Annotated in this window: 15 protein-coding genes and 1 pseudogene; 5 read left to right on the top strand and 11 right to left on the bottom strand. The window is 61.6% G+C overall.

Annotated features, from left to right (window positions below):
* Positions 1–19: 19 nt before the first annotated feature.
* Together J1G35_RS03600 and J1G35_RS03595 are read right to left on the bottom strand one after the other, a co-directional pair.
* The gene (locus tag J1G35_RS03600; protein ID WP_223013548.1) at positions 20–1,018 is read right to left on the bottom strand and encodes an NADP-dependent oxidoreductase; all 999 of its coding nucleotides are present in this window, start codon (positions 1,016–1,018) and stop codon (positions 20–22) included.
* A gap of 28 nt (positions 1,019–1,046) precedes the next feature.
* A complete protein-coding gene (locus J1G35_RS03595; protein ID WP_223013546.1) occupies positions 1,047–1,835 on the bottom strand; it encodes an SDR family oxidoreductase in 789 nt (262 codons plus the stop codon).
* Positions 1,836–2,012: 177 nt separating this feature from the next.
* On the opposite strand from J1G35_RS03595, the gene J1G35_RS03590 reads away from it, so the two are divergent.
* The 4 genes and pseudogenes from J1G35_RS03590 to J1G35_RS30830 form a co-directional block, all read left to right on the top strand.
* Complete coding sequence (locus J1G35_RS03590) at positions 2,013–2,600, top strand: TetR/AcrR family transcriptional regulator (RefSeq protein ID WP_223013544.1); 588 nt, start codon at positions 2,013–2,015, stop codon at positions 2,598–2,600.
* A gap of 116 nt (positions 2,601–2,716) precedes the next feature.
* The gene (locus tag J1G35_RS03585; protein WP_223013542.1) at positions 2,717–4,360 is read left to right on the top strand and encodes an MFS transporter; all 1,644 of its coding nucleotides are present in this window, start codon (positions 2,717–2,719) and stop codon (positions 4,358–4,360) included.
* Positions 4,357–5,502, top strand: a complete 1,146-nt coding sequence (locus tag J1G35_RS03580) for an HlyD family secretion protein (protein WP_223013540.1) — start codon at positions 4,357–4,359, stop codon at positions 5,500–5,502. Before J1G35_RS03585 ends, J1G35_RS03580 begins: the two co-directional genes overlap by 4 nt.
* 2 nt (positions 5,503–5,504) lie before the next feature.
* Positions 5,505–5,630, top strand: a pseudogene (locus J1G35_RS30830) (outer membrane lipoprotein carrier protein LolA); the annotation flags it as partial.
* On the opposite strand, the gene J1G35_RS03575 reads toward J1G35_RS30830, so the two are convergent.
* From J1G35_RS03575 to copC, 9 genes are all read right to left on the bottom strand, one after another.
* Positions 5,614–6,471: an aldose 1-epimerase gene (locus J1G35_RS03575; protein WP_223013696.1), complete on the bottom strand. Its 858-nt coding sequence runs from the start codon at positions 6,469–6,471 to the stop codon at positions 5,614–5,616. The pseudogene J1G35_RS30830 and the gene J1G35_RS03575 sit on opposite strands and share 17 nt — an antisense overlap.
* A gap of 2 nt (positions 6,472–6,473) precedes the next feature.
* A complete protein-coding gene (locus J1G35_RS03570; RefSeq protein ID WP_223013539.1) occupies positions 6,474–7,754 on the bottom strand; it encodes a TRAP transporter large permease in 1,281 nt (426 codons plus the stop codon).
* Between the two features lies 1 nt (position 7,755).
* A complete protein-coding gene (locus J1G35_RS03565) occupies positions 7,756–8,283 on the bottom strand; it encodes a TRAP transporter small permease (RefSeq protein WP_223013537.1) in 528 nt (175 codons plus the stop codon).
* A gap of 65 nt (positions 8,284–8,348) precedes the next feature.
* Positions 8,349–9,311 (bottom strand): TRAP transporter substrate-binding protein, encoded by a 963-nt coding sequence (locus J1G35_RS03560; protein ID WP_053138521.1) that lies wholly within the window; start codon positions 9,309–9,311, stop codon positions 8,349–8,351.
* A gap of 51 nt (positions 9,312–9,362) precedes the next feature.
* A complete protein-coding gene (locus J1G35_RS03555; protein ID WP_223013535.1) occupies positions 9,363–10,238 on the bottom strand; it encodes an SMP-30/gluconolactonase/LRE family protein in 876 nt (291 codons plus the stop codon).
* Positions 10,239–10,268: 30 nt separating this feature from the next.
* Entirely contained in the window at positions 10,269–11,087 is an 819-nt protein-coding gene (locus tag J1G35_RS03550) for an NAD(P)-dependent oxidoreductase (RefSeq protein WP_053138515.1), read from the bottom strand.
* 223 nt (positions 11,088–11,310) lie between these two features.
* Positions 11,311–12,573, bottom strand: coding sequence for an OprD family porin (locus J1G35_RS03545; RefSeq protein ID WP_053138513.1), 1,263 nt, complete (start codon positions 12,571–12,573; stop codon positions 11,311–11,313).
* 132 nt (positions 12,574–12,705) lie between these two features.
* A complete protein-coding gene (gene copD / locus J1G35_RS03540) occupies positions 12,706–13,563 on the bottom strand; it encodes a copper homeostasis membrane protein CopD (RefSeq protein WP_223013533.1) in 858 nt (285 codons plus the stop codon).
* 3 nt (positions 13,564–13,566) lie between these two features.
* Positions 13,567–13,932: a copper homeostasis periplasmic binding protein CopC gene (gene copC / locus J1G35_RS03535; protein ID WP_053138508.1), complete on the bottom strand. Its 366-nt coding sequence runs from the start codon at positions 13,930–13,932 to the stop codon at positions 13,567–13,569.
* Between the two features lie 115 nt (positions 13,933–14,047).
* On the opposite strand from copC, the gene J1G35_RS03530 reads away from it, so the two are divergent.
* Complete coding sequence (locus J1G35_RS03530; RefSeq protein WP_027606227.1) at positions 14,048–14,668, top strand: TetR/AcrR family transcriptional regulator; 621 nt, start codon at positions 14,048–14,050, stop codon at positions 14,666–14,668.
* The last annotated feature ends 47 nt before the right edge of the window (positions 14,669–14,715 follow it).

The raw sequence follows: 14,715 nt of genomic DNA, 5'->3' as shown, positions 1-14,715 counted from the left end.
TTGTTGAGTGCGTGCTGGGTCATAGGATCTTGATGACCACCTTTCCCTTGGCTATGCCCCGCTCGACGTAGCTCAATGCCTCAGCCGTTGCCTCGAAAGGGAAGGTTCGGTCGATCACCGGTGTGATAGCGCCGGACTCGACAAGCTCAGTGATTTTCTGCAATTGCGCACCGCTCGCACGCATGAACACGAATGCATAGTCGATGCGCTGCTTGCGGGCTTTTCTGCGTATGCCGCTGCTTAACAGGCGCATGATCCAACCGAGTCCCCAGAACAGCTTTTGCTCGTGTGCGAACTCAGCGGTGGGTGGACCTGAGATGGAGATGAGCTGCCCACCCGGCTTGAGAATGCGCAGGGATTTTTCCAGTTCGGCAGGGCCGAGGCTGTTCAATACGACGTCGTAGTCGCGCAACACGTTTTCGACGTTTTGCTGTGTGTAGTCGATGACGACGTCTGCTCCCAACGCCTTGACCCACTCCACGTTATGGGTGCTGGTCGTGGTGGCAACAAAAGCGCCCAGGTGTTTTGCAAGCTGGATGGCAATGCTGCCAACGCCACCGGAGCCGGCGTGGATAAAGACTTTTTGCCCCTTCTTCACGCGGGCTGTTTGAACCAGCACCTGCCAGGCCGTCAGTGCGACCAGGGGCAGGGCAGCGGCTTGTTCCATGCTGGTGTTTTTGGGTTTCAGCGCGAGGGCACTCTCCTCGATCGCGATCAGCTCGGCAAAGCCACCGATGCGCGCCTGGGGTGGGCGGGCATAGACCTCATCACCGGGTTTGAAGGTGCGCACGCCTGACCCCACGCGAACGACGACGCCAGCCACGTCGTTACCCATGATCAGCGGGAATGTGTAGGGCAGGATCAGTTTGAATTCACCTTTGCTGATCTTCGAATCCAGCAGGTTGACGCTGCTGGCGTGCACCTTGACCAGGACGTCGTTGATGCCCGGTTCCGGGTCTGGTACCTCGGCAAGACGTCCGTGATTCTTGCCGTAACGGTCGATCAAAAAGGCTTTCATCGTTCAGTTCTCATGGTTCGCGTGACGATCACGCCTGGGCTTGATAGCGCTCGGCGACGACCGATTGGCGAATCTCTGAGAGCAAACCTTGGCGGGCGGCCTGCAGAGCATCCCAGCGCGCGGCGTCCTGCAATGGCGGAATGGTCACTGGCTCGCGACGATCAAAACCGACCAGCGCCGCATCGACCAGCTCGTCCACGCTCATGATTTCGCTCAGGGTATTGATGTCGATGCCTGCGCGATCCCAGATTTCCGTGCGGGTGGCGGCTGGCAGGACAGCTTGCACGTAGACGCCTTTGGGCGAGAGTTCGAGGCTCAGCCCTTGGGATAGAAACAGCACGAACGCCTTGGTTGCGCCGTAGACGCTCATGCCGAATTCCGGTGCCAGCCCCACCACCGAGCCAATGTTGATAATCGCGCCGTTACCGGCGTGTGCCAGGCCTGGAGCGATGGCGCTGGCAAGTCGCACCAAGGCGGTGGTGTTGAGCGCGACCAGGTTGGTAACGCTGTCGATGGATTGCTCGATGAAGCTGCCGGAGAGGGCGGCGCCCGCGTTGTTCACAAGGATGCTGATACTGGCGTCATCACGCAGGCGAGCTTCGACGGTGGTCAGATCGCTGGTTTGAGTCAGGTCGGCCTGAATCACGTCAATGGACACCGCATGTTTCTCGCGCAGCTGTGAGGCCAGTGCGTCCAACCGGTTTTTGTCGCGGGCTACCAGCACCAGGTTGTGCCCACGCTGGGCAAAACGCTCGGCGTAGGTCGCGCCAATGCCTGTTGAGGCGCCGGTAATCAGTACGGTTTCTGGGGTGCTCATAAGTAGATGCTCTTGATGGTTCAGGATGATCAGAGACGGCGATCCGCGCCGCACAGCCGCAGAGACATGCGCTGGTGTTTTTATGATGTCGATCATAATCAAAGCTGTCAACGGTTTTGATTGTGATCGACATCAGAGTATAGTCAGGCCATTGTTCAGAGGTCCCAGGGGCGCGAAATGAAGATCACCAAGACGCAATCACTCGCCAATCGAGCTCATATTGTGGAGACGGCGTCAGAGCTTTTTCGTGAGCGTGGCTATGACGGTGTGGGTGTGGCCGAACTCATGGCTACCGCCGGTTTTACCCAGGGAGGCTTCTACAAGCACTTCGGCTCCAAGGCCGACTTGATGGCTGAAGCGGCCGAAAATAGCCTGGCAAAATCCCTGTCGAGTACGTGCGATCTCGACGTGCCGGGCTTTGTGAACCTGTACGTGTCCAGGGATCACAGAGACGGCAGGGGAGAGGGGTGCACCCTGGCAGCCCTGTGTGGTGACGCCGCCCGTCAGCCAGATGATCTGAAGGCGACCTTTGCCAGTGGCGTTGAAAACACGCTGGCGGCGCTTGAGGACAAGTACACGGCGGGAATGGATGTCACCAGGCAAGAGGCCCGCGCGAAAATGATCGACCTGCTGGCCCACGCAATCGGTGCGGTCATGCTGTCACGGGCGTGTCCGGATGACTCACCCCTCGCGGATGAAATATTGGAAACGTGCCGCGCTGAGATAATGGCATCCCTGCCATCGAGTAAAGAAAGCAGCGCATGAGGGGCAAGATGGGCGCTCACCGATGCGCCCAGGATGGCAAGATGAACCCCGCTCAGGTTTACTACTCTGAGTAATGGTTTTACCGACGTCACCCGTCGGGTCATCTAGGTCATCGAATGGATAAATACACCCCCCACACCTGGGAACCCCACGAGCGCCCGAGTCTGCCCGGTTCGCCGTCGACGCCGTGGCACCCCACCCACAAGCGCTGGCTGTATGCGCTGGTGGGCGTGCTGGTGGCAATCACCGGTGGCCTGGGCAACGCGCTGGTGATCGCCAACCTGCAATACCTGCAAGGCGCCCTCGGTGCGACCACCGCAGAAATGGCCTGGCTGCCCGCCGCCTATGTGATGACCAACGTGTGCATGAACCTGCTGCTGGTGAAGTTTCGCCAGCAATTCGGCCTGCGGGCGTTTACCGAGGTGTTCCTGGTGCTCTATGCGCTGGTGACCTTCGGCCACTTGTTCGTCAACGACCTCAACTCGGCCATCGCCGTACGGGCGGCCCACGGCATGGTCGGCGCGGCGCTGAGTTCGTTGGGCTTGTACTACATGATCCAGGCGTTCCCGGCGAAGTGGCGGTTGAAATCCCTGGTGCTGGGGTTGGGCACGGCGCAGTTGGCCTTGCCGCTGGCGCGACTGTTCTCCGAAGACCTGCTGCAAATTGCCGAGTGGCGTGGTTTGTACCTGTTCGAACTGGGCATGGCGCTGATCTGCCTGGGCTGTGTGTTCCTGCTCAAGCTGCCCCCTGGCGACCGCTTCAAGACCTTTGAAAAACTCGATTTCCTCACCTTCGCCATCCTCGCCAGCGGTGTGGCCCTGCTGTGCGCGGTGCTGTCCCTGGGGCGTATCGACTGGTGGCTGGAAGCGCCGTGGATCGGCGTGGCCTCGGCCTGTTCCCTGGTGCTGATCATGGCCGGCCTGGCCATCGAGCATAACCGCGCCAACCCGCTGCTGATGACGCGCTGGCTGGGCAGCGGCACCATGATTCGCCTGGCGCTGGCGGTGATCCTGATTCGCATGGTGCTGTCGGAGCAGTCCACCGGCGCTGTCGGGTTCATGCAGATGTTGAACATGAGCTACCAGCAGATGCACACGCTGTACGTGGTGATGCTGGCGGGTGCGATCGCCGGGTTGGTGGTCAGTGCGCTGACGATCAACCCGGCGCACCTGCTGATGCCGCTGGTGATTTCCCTGGCGCTGATGGCGACCGGCTCGGTGATGGACAGTTTCTCCAGCAACCTCACGCGCCCGCAGAACCTGTACATCAGCCAGTTCCTGCTAGGCTTCGGCGGTACGTTCTTTCTGGGGCCGACCATGGTGCTGGGGACCAAAAACGTGCTGGCCAACCCCCGTAACCTGGTGAGCTTTTCGGTGATGTTCGGGATTTGCCAGAACCTCGGCGGCCTGATCGGCGCGGCCTTGCTCGGCACCTTCCAGATCGTGCGCGAGAAGTATCACTCCAGCATGATCGTCGAGCACCTGACGCTGCTCGACCCGCGTGTGGCCGCGCGGGTGCAGAACGGCGGGTCGGCCTATGGCGGTATCGTCGCCGACCCGGAACTGCGTAACCTCATGGGCATCCGCAGCCTGGCCACGGCGGCGACCCGTGAGGCGAATGTCATGGCCTACAACGATGTGTTCATGCTGATCGCGATTATCGCGATCCTGACCATGATCTGGATCTTTATCCGCAGTCTGTGGCTGATGAGCACCACTAAAGCAGCCACTCCCGTTCAACCCAGCGGCGCTACTTCATGACCGAACCGACCACCACGACCACCAACGCCATCGCCGCCACCCCGGAAGGCACCACGCCGCCCGGCGCCACGGTCACCGAGCCGCGCTCATTGCGTGTGCGCATCCTCTCGTCCCTGGGCTTTGCCGCGATTGCCATCGTCGGGGTGCTGATCGTGCTGTATGCCTGGCAATTGCCGCCGTTCAGCAGCGCGGTGGAAACCACCGAGAACGCCTTGGTGCGTGGCCAGGTGACCATCATCGGGCCGCAGCTCAGCGGCTATGTGTTCGAGGTGCCGGTGCAGGACTTCCAGTACGTCAAGGCCGGCGACCTGCTGGTGCGCCTGGATGACCGCATCTACAGGCAGCGCCTCGACCAGGCGCTGGCGCAACTGGCGGTGCAGAAGGCTTCGCTGGCCAATGTGGTGCAGCAACGCAACAGTGCCGAAGCGACGATCAAGCTGCGCCAGGCCGCACTGGTGGACAGCCAGGCCCAGGCGCGCAAAAGCACCGCCGACCTGCGCCGCAACGAAGAGCTGATCAGCGACGGTTCGGTGTCCAAGCGCGAGCTGGACGTGACCCGCGCCGCCAATGCGCAGACCATCGCGGCGGTGGCCCAGGCCCAGGCCAGTCTGGAAATTGCGCGGCAGGATTTGCAAACGGTGATCGTCAATCGCGGCTCCCTGGAAGCGGCGGTCGCGAGTGCCGAGGCGGCAGTGGAGTTGGCGCGTATCGACCTGTCCAACACCCGCATTACGGCGCCGCGTGACGGGCAGCTGGGGCAGATTGGCGTGCGTCTGGGGGCCTACGTCAACTCCGGCGCGCAGTTGATGGCACTGGTGCCGAAGCAGCTGTGGGTGATCGCCAACATGAAGGAAACCCAGATGGACAATGTGCAGGTCGGCCAGCCGGTGACCTTCACCGTGGATGCGCTGAACCACCGCAGGTTTCACGGCACGGTGCAGCATATTTCCCCGGCCACGGGCTCGGAGTTCAGCCTGTTGCAGGCGGACAACGCGACGGGCAACTTTGTGAAGATTGCCCAGCGCGTGCCGGTAAGGATTACGGTGGACCCGGATCAGGCTGAGAGTGAGCGGCTGCGGCCGGGGTTGTCGGTAGTGGTGAGTATCGACACGGCTGGGCGGCTGAAAAACTCTCCACCGTGAGCATGGCGCTGATCCCTGTAGGCGCGAGCTTGCTCGCGAAGATCGTCAACGATAACGCGGGGCGCCTGCTGCCCCGCGTTGCCCTGAGGTTTTTCGCGAGCAAGCTCGCTCCTACAAGGGGGTGTATTTCAGGTTGAAATTGAGTTGGATCGACTGATTGTGTTCCAGCAGTTTCAGGCCCGGCCGTCCCGCCAGGTGATGAGCATTCACCGGATGACTCACCGGCTCGATGCAAAAGAACCCCAGCCCCGGTGGGCAGTACAGCAGGAAGTAATCGGCGCCGCTGGCCTGGCATTCCAGCGCATACCCCAGGTCCGGCTGTTCGATCCGACAATGTCCGTCCCACTGGCAAAACCCGTTGTCCACCAGGCCTTCGGGCAGGGTATTCAATACCTGGAAGTCCCACTCGCCCGGCACCGGCGCCAACCCGGTCGGCAGCTTGGACGCATCACTCATCCACACCTGCGTGGCGTTGGCCTGCAGCCGGGTACCCGGCCGGCGCGGAAAGTACGGATGCAAGCCCACGCCATGCCATGCGGCTGTTTCGGCCAGGTGCGTTACCCGCAACTCGATACGCAAGACCCCGTCGCTCAAGCGAATCCGCTGCTCGGCGCGATAGGCAAACGGCGTGTCACACAGCACCTCCAGCACCACTTCATCCGCCGACTGGCTGACCACCTGCCACGCCTGCTGCCAGGCCGAGCCATGGATCGGCAGCGGATCGGTCAGGCTGTTGGGCGTGAGCGCGAGCCAACCGTCGGGGTTGTCAAAACCGCCGTGGGCAATGCGGTTGGACCAAGGTACCAATGGATAGCACCCCAGCTTGCCCGGCAAACCGGTATGGATCGCCTGCTCATCGTTATGGCGCAGCAGCGGCTGGCCGGTGGCGCGCACCGTCCAGTTGACGAGGCTGCCGCCCACGGCCGGGTTCAGGGTGAGGTGGGTCAGGTTGTCTTCAAGTTCAATCATCATCACAACACCACGCTTGGCAGCCACAACGACAAGGCCGGAATGTAAGTCACCGCCATCAGCACCAGGAACAGCACGCCATAAAACGGCAGCAGCGCCTTCACGGTCTTCTCGATACTCACCTTGCCCACCGCCGCGCCCACGAACAGCACCGCACCCACCGGCGGCGTAATCAAGCCAATGCCGAGATTGACCAGCATGATCATGCCAAAGTGCACCGGGTCGACGCCGATACCGAGCACTACCGGCAGCAGGATCGGCGTGAGGATCAGGATCAGCGGCGCCATGTCCATCACCGTGCCGAGCAACAGCAGCATGGCGTTGATGCACATCAGGATCACGTAGCGGTTGTCCGACAGGGTCAGGAACAGCGTGGTGATCTTCGCCGGGATCTGCATCAGGGTCATGATGTAGCCGAAGCTGGCGGCGAAGGCGATCAGGATCATCACGATGGAAATGGTGCGCACCGTGCGGTGCATCAGCTTGGGCAGCTCGCTCCATTTGTAGTCGCGGTAGATGAACATGGTCACGAAGAACGCCCACAGCACGGCAATCGCGGCGGACTCGGTGGCAGTGAAAATGCCCGACAGGATGCCGCCGAGGATGATCACCATGGCCATCAGGCCCCAAAGCGCGTCGGCGCAGATTTTCAGCGCCTGCTTCAAGGGGATGACTTCGCCCTTGGGGTAGTCGCGTTTCTTCGCGAAGATCAGGCACAGCACCATCAGGCATGCGCTCATCAACAACCCAGGCACCACGCCGGCCATGAACAGCGAGGCGATTGAAACGGTGCCGCCGGCCGCCAGGGAGTAGAGCACCGAGTTATGACTGGGCGGGGTCAGCAGCGCCTGTACCGAGCCGCTGATGGTCACCGCCGTGGCGAATTCCCGGGGATACCCGCGCCGCTCCATTTCCGGGATCAGCACCGAGCCCACCGAGGCGGTGTCGGCCACCGATGAGCCGGAGATGGCGCCGAAAAACGTCGAGGCCATGATATTCACCAGGGACAGGCCGCCGCGCACAAACCCCACCAGCACCCCGGCAAACGCCACCAGCCGGCGCGACATGCCGCCCTCGGCCATGATCGCCCCCGCCAGCACGAAGAACGGAATCGCCATCAGCGAAAACTTGTTCACCCCGCCTGCGACCTGAATCATCAGGGCCTGGAACGGGATGTCGATCCACCACGCGCCAATCAACGCGGCAAGCCCGAGCGCGTAGGCCACCGGCATGCCGATCAGGATCAACGCGATAAAGCTGCCCAACAGAATCAATGCGTCCATATCAGGCAGCCCCTTCGCTTTCTTCCACCAGGTCGAAGCGCACCACGCGCCGGTTGCTCTGGTCACCGAGCAGGAGTTTTTCCAGCACGAACACCAGGGTCAGCACGCCGCCGATCGGGATCGGCATATAGGTGATGCCCACGCGCAGGGTCGGGATGGCGCTCATGAACTGGTTCCAGGTCGACAGACACAGCTTGGTGCCCCAGATGGCCATGAACAGGCAGATGGTGCCCATCAGCAGTTGCGAAAGGATGCCGACGATGCGGCGCTGGGCGGGCGGCAGGCGGTCCGTGATCATGGCCACCGACATATGCGCGCCGGCGCGGTAGCTGGCGGCGGCGCCGATAAAGGTGAACACCAGCATCAGCAGGATGGCGGTGGGTTCCGGCCAACTGGAGCCGGTGCCGAGGACGTAGCGGGCGAAGATGCCCCAGGGGATGATCAGTGCGACGCCGAGAACCGAGAGGCCGGCGACCCAGATGCAGGTCATGTAGATGCGGTCGTTGATGCGCAGCAGCAGATTCTTCATGGCGTTCACCGTAACCGGGCGCGTCGGTGCAGACCGCGCCGGGCCTTTTCGAGAGGCTGGAGAAGTTATTGAACGGCGTCGATGCGCGCGATGATGTCGGCGTAAGGCGCGCCGTACTTGGCGCGAACCGCTGCGGTGGCGTCATAGAAGGGCTTTTTGTCGACGGTGATGAACTCGACACCGGCCTTTTTGAGTTTTTCCTCACTGCTGGCGGACTTGGCATCCCACAGCGCGCGCTCATCGGCCTGGGCGGCCTTGGCGGCGTTTTTGACCATGACCTGTTGCGCCGGGGTGAGCTTGTTCCAGGTGATTTTCGACATCACGATGGGCTCAGGCAGGATCAGGTGCTCGGTGAGGGTGTAGTACTTGGCGTTCTGGAAGTGGTTGTGTTCCAGCAGGGTCGGCGGGTTGTTCTCCGCGCCGTCGATCACCCCGGTCTGCAGGGCGCTGAAGATCTCGCCAGTGTCCATGGCAATGCCGTTGGCGCCCATCGCGTTGAACGCATCGATGAACAGCGGGTTGCCTTGCACACGGATCTTCATGCCCTTGAGGTCTTCGATCTTGCGCACCGGCTTCTTGGTGTAGAGGTTGCGCGTGCCGCCGTCCATCCAGGCCAGGGCCACCAGGCCGAACTCGGAGTCGGTGATCTTGGCGAGGATTTCATCGCCGATCTCGCCATCGATGACCTTGCGCATATGCGCCTGGTCGCGGAACACGAACGGCAGGTTGAACACGTTCACGTCCGGCACCACCGGCCCGACGATGCCGAGGCTGACGCGCGTCATCTGCACGGCGCCGACCTGGGCCTGTTCGACCACTTCCTTCTCGGAGCCCAGCACGCCGCCTGGGAAGTACTTGAAGGTCAGTTCGCCGTTGCTTTCCTTGGTCAGGGCCTTGCCCATGTTTTCTTCGGCGACGACGGTGGGGTAGCCCGCGGGGTGGATGTCGGCAAATTTGATTTCCAGCGCGTGGGCGGCGCTGCTGAGGGTAAAGACTGCGGCGGCGAGCAAGGTGCGTTTGAAGTCCATGGGAGGTCACTCCTGTGTTGTTATTGTTGTATTCAAGGCACAGCGATGCAGCTAGAGGGTGAACGTCGGTTCAGGCAGTCCTTGGACGCCGGGGTTGAGGGCGAACACGCCGCCGGACACTGACTGTTCACTCTGGTCGTCACGGATCGAGGTGACGAACAGGGTGTCCAGGCGGCTGCCGCCGAAGGCGCACATGGTGGGTTTTTTCACCGGTACGGTAAGGGAGCGGTCCAGGCGCCCCTCGGGGGTGAAGCGGTGGATCAGGCCGGCATCGTTGGCGCAGATCCAGTAGCAGCCATCGGCGTCCACGGCGGCGCCATCGGGACGGCCGAGGTGCTGGTGCATATCGACGAACACGCGGCGATTGGACGGCGTGCCGGTGTCGAGGTCGTAGTCGAAGGCCCAGATCTGCTGGACCAGCGGGTGCGAATCCGAGGCGTACATCGTGCGGCCATCGGGGCTGAAAGCCAGGCCGTTCAGGGTGATAAAACCGTCGAGCTGGGCATGGGGCGCTGAACCCGATGCATAGCGATAGAGGATGCCTTCGGCCGCATTCGCGCCCATGTTCAGCACCATGCTGCCGGCCCAGAAACGCCCTTGGCGATCACAGCGGCCGTCGTTCAGGCGCATGTCCGGGCGTGGGTGCTCGACGCTGGCCAACGGCGTGGTATCGAGGCTGCCGTCGTTGTGCGGCGTGAGTTGGAAGAAACCGGTTTCCATCCCGGCGACCCAGTTGCCCGCCGTGGTGCGGGCAATGCAGGCGAGCATCTGCGGGGCTTTCCAGGCGGCAACGTGGCCGGTGGCGGCGCTCCAGCGTTGCAGGCCGCCGTTGGGGATGTCCACCCAGTACAGGGCATTTTCTTCGGGCACCCACACCGGGCATTCGCCCACGGCATTGCGGGCGTCGACGATCAATTCAGCAGTCATGGCAACTCATTCCCTTGGGTTGGTGTGAACTCAGTCACCGAATGGCCCGGCGGCGCAGAACGCACCGCCCTGATAGACCTTGGCGGGGTCATCGGCGGCCACGGGTGGCTGGGTTTCGACCTGGGCGCGGAAGACTTCGGAGCTGTCTTTCGGGGCGTAGCCCAGGTGCGCGGCGTAGCGGTTGTCCCACCAGGTGTCGAGGTTATCCGACATGCCGTAGACCACGGTGTGGCCGACGTTCGGCGTATACAGCGCGCGTTCGAGCAGTTGGGTCAGGTCGTCGAAGCTCAGCCAGGTGTGCATCATCCGGCGGTTCTGCGGTTCCGGGAACGAGGAGCCGATACGGATGCTCACGGTCTCGATGCCGTAGCGGTCGAAGTAGAAACTCGCCATGTCTTCGCCGTAGGACTTGGACAGCCCGTAGTAACTGTCGGGGCGGCGTGGGGAATGGGCGTCGATGGTTTCGGTCTGCTTATAGAAACCGATCACATGGTTGGAGCTGGCGAAGATCACGCGCTTTACCCCGTGGCGGCGCGCGGCTTCGTAGATATGGAAGGTGCCGCTGATATTGGCGCCGAGGATTTCTTCAAACGGACGCTCCACCGATACACCGCCGAAGTGCAGGATAGCGTCGACGCCCTCCACCAGGTGGTGCACGGCTTGTTTGTCGGCGAGGTCGCAGGGCTGGACTTCTTCCGAGGCATCCACCGGCGGGGCCATGCTGGCGATGTCCGACAGGCGCAGCACTTGGGCGTAAGGACGCAGGCGTTCGCGCAGGACTTTGCCGAGGCCGCCGGCGGCACCGGTGAGCAGCAGGCGGTTGAAGGGAGTGGGGGTGGTCGTGGTCATGGGGATTCCAAATTTTTTGTTGTAGGTTGTCGTATGACTATGCCGAAGTATTGTTAGGGATCCCCCAGGTTGTCAACGTTCTTCCAGATGAGTGAGATTCAAACTGTGGGAGGGGGCTTGCCCTCGACGAGGGCGTGCCAGTGAATGCATCTGTTACTGACCCACCGCCATCGGGAGCAAGTCCCCTCCCACAGGGGATTTTCTGGGGCTGGGAGACTAGGTTCTACAGCAGGGAGATCGGGTAGCTGATAAAGATCCGGTTTTCGTCGAACTCGTTGTTGCTGAAATCTCGACGCATGGTGGAATTACGCCACTTAACGTTCAGGTTCTTCAACGCACCGCTCTGCACGGTGTAGGCCAACTCCGATTCGCGCCCCCATTCCTTGCCATCGGTGATCGCCCCGGTGTGCACGTTACTGCCGCTGATATAGCGGTTCATCATGGTCAGCCCTGGCACACCGAGTACGACGAAGTTGAAGTCATGCCGCACCTGCCAGGATTTTTCCTTGGCGTTGTCGTAGCTGGCGTTGTAGCTGTCGTTGGCCAGGGTGCCGCCGCTGGTGCCGTTGACGCGCATCCACACGCTGTCGCCGGTGAGTTTCTGCAAGCCAACGTAGAAGGTGTTGCCGCCGTATTTGGCCGAGAGCAGGGCGAACACGGTTTTGTTGTCGAGGTCGCCGGCCAGGGCGCTGCCGTCTTCCTTGCCGTTGAAGAAACCCAGGTTGGCGCCCAGGGTCCAGTCGCCCACGGGTTGGCTGTGGGTCAGGTTGAGGTACTGCTGCTGGTAGATATCGGTCAACTCGGCGTACCACACGCCGACCTGGGTGCGCTTGTCGTTGAAGGTGTATTCGCCGCCGCCGAAGTTGAAGCGGTCAGAGGTGAACGCGGCTTTGCCGTTCATGAACATGTCTTCCATGCTCGCGTCGTTGCGCGGGCTGTTGCCGCGAAACTGGCCGCCGTAGAGGGTCAGGCCGGCGATTTCGTTGGACGTCACCTGGCCGCCACGAAAGGTCTGGGGCAGCGAGCGGCCATCGTCGGAGCGCAGGATCGGCAGCACCGGCATCCATTCGCCGACCTTCAATTCGGTCTTCGACAGCCTGGTTTTCAGCGCCACGCCCAGGCGTCCGAAATTGTCGGCGGGGCGGCCGTCATCGTGGATCGGCAGCAACTGAGTACCGCCGGTGCCTTTGCCGCCATCGAGTTTCTGTGAATACAGCCCCAGCACATCAATGCCGAACCCCACGGTGCCCTGGGTGAAGCCGGACTTGGCGTCGAGAATAAAACTCTGCGTCCACTCTTCGGCCTTACCCTGAGGGTTGCTCGGGTTGGTGAAGTTGCGGTTGAAGTAGGCGTTGCGCAGGTTGAGCGTGGCCTTGGCGTCGTCGACAAAACCTTCGGCGTGGGCGACGAGGGGCAGGGTGAGGGCCAGGCTGGTGAGACCGATAAGGCCGATACACGACGAGGAATTACGGGCGAATTGACTCACAGTGACGCTCCCTTCATTTGTTGTTTTTATTATTTGTTATACGTCGTCGTACAACATTGGGGCGGATATTTGCGGGGTTTTCGTGGCTTGTCAACAATAAGTTATACGATGACTAAGTGAAGGCGGGCACATTCAGTCCGCCAGGACCATCGGTGGCAAGGTGCCCAGCAGGGACACGGCGGCGACTGCGCAAATACCCAGCAGCCACTCCACCATCACACTGGCCTTCAAGCTGCCCGGTCGCTGTTCGCAGCGATCAAGGCGTAATCGGTTCAGCAGCGCCAAGGCCAACATGCCCAGCACCAGCATCACCTTGATCAACAGAATCAGCGCAAACCCACTGAACAACGGCGTGGGCCACAGTTGGCCGGTAAGCACGCGTACGTTGATCAAGCCCGTGACCAGCAGCCCGGCAACAAGGCCATAGCCCACACCGCTGAAGCGCCGCAGGATCGGCTCCAACGCCGGACGCGGCGATTGCCTGAGGATCAACACCAGCAACAACAATCCACCCAGCCACGCACCGACACACGCCAGGTGCACCACTTGATTGAGGATCAGCAGTTGTCCGCTGAGCCCATCGAGCATCGCACCATGACCAACGGGCGCCAGGGTTGCCAGCAGCAACGCGAGCAACGGCGGGCGCAAGGCAGGCCAGGGCTTGATCAGGACGATCACCAGCAACAGGTTGAGCAGCAGGTGCCAGGTCCACACTTGGCCAAAAAAGGTCTTGCCCAGCACCTGTTGCACGGTCGAGAGTTCCAGCGCTGCCGGCCATGAGCCGGCCATGCTGGCGGTAATCAACCCCAACCAGATCACCCCCGACGCGAGGGCCGTCCCTGCCAGCCCACGGGTGATACGCAACAATTGCCGGTCCAGCATGGGCTGCGGTGCAGCGCCCAGGAGCCAGGGCCTGAACACCCAGGCCCCGAACATCAACAGCACGACGATGAAATGCACGAACCGGCACAGCACCAGCAGCGTTGCCATGGGTTATTGGCCGACCTTGAAGCTGTATTCGCCGTTGCTTTTATGGGTGTCGACCGACACCGCATTCCACACCACTTTGTAGTTACCGGCCGCGAGCGGTGCGGCAGGCGTCACCACCAGGGTTTTCTTGTCGGCGTCCGGGGTTTCCAGGCCTTTGATGGCGATTTCGGTGCCGTCCTTGCTCAAGGACACCTTGGTGAAGGTGGCTTCGACGCCTTCGCTGAAGGTCAGGCGCAGATCGGCAGGCGCGGCGACGCTGCTGTCTGCCGCAGGCGTGGCACTTTTGAGATGAGCATGGGCAAATGCTGCGGAGGCACCCAGCAGCGAGGCGAGCAGGGCGACAGTGGTCAGGGTTTTCTTGATCAACATTGTGCGATACCCATCAATGGTTAGGAGCGGGCAGTGTACGAAGTTTCGACTGCGCCTGTCGCCCCGATCTAGAGCGGTGGTAGTCTTTGGGTCATGTCTTTGTCAGGGAGCCCTTATGGGCAATCACAAGAGCGGAATTCGCCGGGTCAACGTCGAAAAAATCCTGCTGGCGGCGGAGAAAATCTTCGCTGAAAAGGGCTACGGCAGCACCGCCATGGCCGATATTGCCGAAGAAGTGCAACTGCCGCGCTCCAACCTGCATTACTACTTCACCACCAAGAGCGAGCTGTACAGCGCGGTGCTGTTCGACCTGTTGGAAGTGTGGAAGCAGGACGCCCTCAGCTTCGAGACCTTCGATGACCCCCGTGTGGTGCTCAGCAGTTACATCCGCGCCAAGATGCAACGCTCGCGCACGCGGCCCTATGGTTCCAAGGTCTGGGCCAACGAGATCATCCACGGCGCGCCGACACTCGGTGAGGCCCTGGATGAGAGCCTGTACGACTGGGCCAAGATGAAGGAAGCGAAAATTCGCCAGTGGGTGGAAGACAAACGCATCCTGCCGGTGGAACCGTCGAGCCTGCTGTACATGATCTGGGCGTCGACCCAGCACTATGCCGACTTTGATCACCAGGTGAAGATTCTGAATGATCACCAGCCGTTGTCGGATATGCAGTTCGAGAAGGCGATCCAGACGGTGACCAGTGTGATTTTGCGCGGGATTGGGTTGGAGCCTTGAGTGTTGTGGTGGGGCTGAGGGCCGCTATCGGGGGCTTGCCCCCGATA

This window comes from Pseudomonas sp. SH10-3B (genome assembly GCF_019891415.1).
GTDB lineage: Bacteria > Pseudomonadota > Gammaproteobacteria > Pseudomonadales > Pseudomonadaceae > Aquipseudomonas.
This window is presented reverse-complemented; position numbering and strand designations above follow the sequence as displayed.

What these genes read in the sequence shown, in the direction of transcription:
- J1G35_RS03550 (WP_053138515.1), bottom strand. Translation starts at nt 11,087, where the DNA reads ATGACCACGACCACCCCCACTCCCTTCAACCGCCTGCTGCTCACCGGT.
- J1G35_RS03600 (WP_223013548.1), bottom strand. Translation starts at nt 1,018, where the DNA reads ATGAAAGCCTTTTTGATCGACCGTTACGGCAAGAATCACGGACGTCTT.
- J1G35_RS03585 (WP_223013542.1), top strand. Translation starts at nt 2,717, where the DNA reads ATGGATAAATACACCCCCCACACCTGGGAACCCCACGAGCGCCCGAGT.
- J1G35_RS03590 (WP_223013544.1), top strand. Translation starts at nt 2,013, where the DNA reads ATGAAGATCACCAAGACGCAATCACTCGCCAATCGAGCTCATATTGTG.
- copC (WP_053138508.1), bottom strand. Translation starts at nt 13,932, where the DNA reads ATGTTGATCAAGAAAACCCTGACCACTGTCGCCCTGCTCGCCTCGCTG.
- J1G35_RS03560 (WP_053138521.1), bottom strand. Translation starts at nt 9,311, where the DNA reads ATGGACTTCAAACGCACCTTGCTCGCCGCCGCAGTCTTTACCCTCAGC.
- copD (WP_223013533.1), bottom strand. Translation starts at nt 13,563, where the DNA reads ATGGCAACGCTGCTGGTGCTGTGCCGGTTCGTGCATTTCATCGTCGTG.
- J1G35_RS03570 (WP_223013539.1), bottom strand. Translation starts at nt 7,754, where the DNA reads ATGGACGCATTGATTCTGTTGGGCAGCTTTATCGCGTTGATCCTGATC.
- J1G35_RS03555 (WP_223013535.1), bottom strand. Translation starts at nt 10,238, where the DNA reads ATGACTGCTGAATTGATCGTCGACGCCCGCAATGCCGTGGGCGAATGC.
- J1G35_RS03595 (WP_223013546.1), bottom strand. Translation starts at nt 1,835, where the DNA reads ATGAGCACCCCAGAAACCGTACTGATTACCGGCGCCTCAACAGGCATT.
- J1G35_RS03580 (WP_223013540.1), top strand. Translation starts at nt 4,357, where the DNA reads ATGACCGAACCGACCACCACGACCACCAACGCCATCGCCGCCACCCCG.
- J1G35_RS03530 (WP_027606227.1), top strand. Translation starts at nt 14,048, where the DNA reads ATGGGCAATCACAAGAGCGGAATTCGCCGGGTCAACGTCGAAAAAATC.
- J1G35_RS03565 (WP_223013537.1), bottom strand. Translation starts at nt 8,283, where the DNA reads ATGAAGAATCTGCTGCTGCGCATCAACGACCGCATCTACATGACCTGC.
- J1G35_RS03575 (WP_223013696.1), bottom strand. Translation starts at nt 6,471, where the DNA reads ATGATTGAACTTGAAGACAACCTGACCCACCTCACCCTGAACCCGGCC.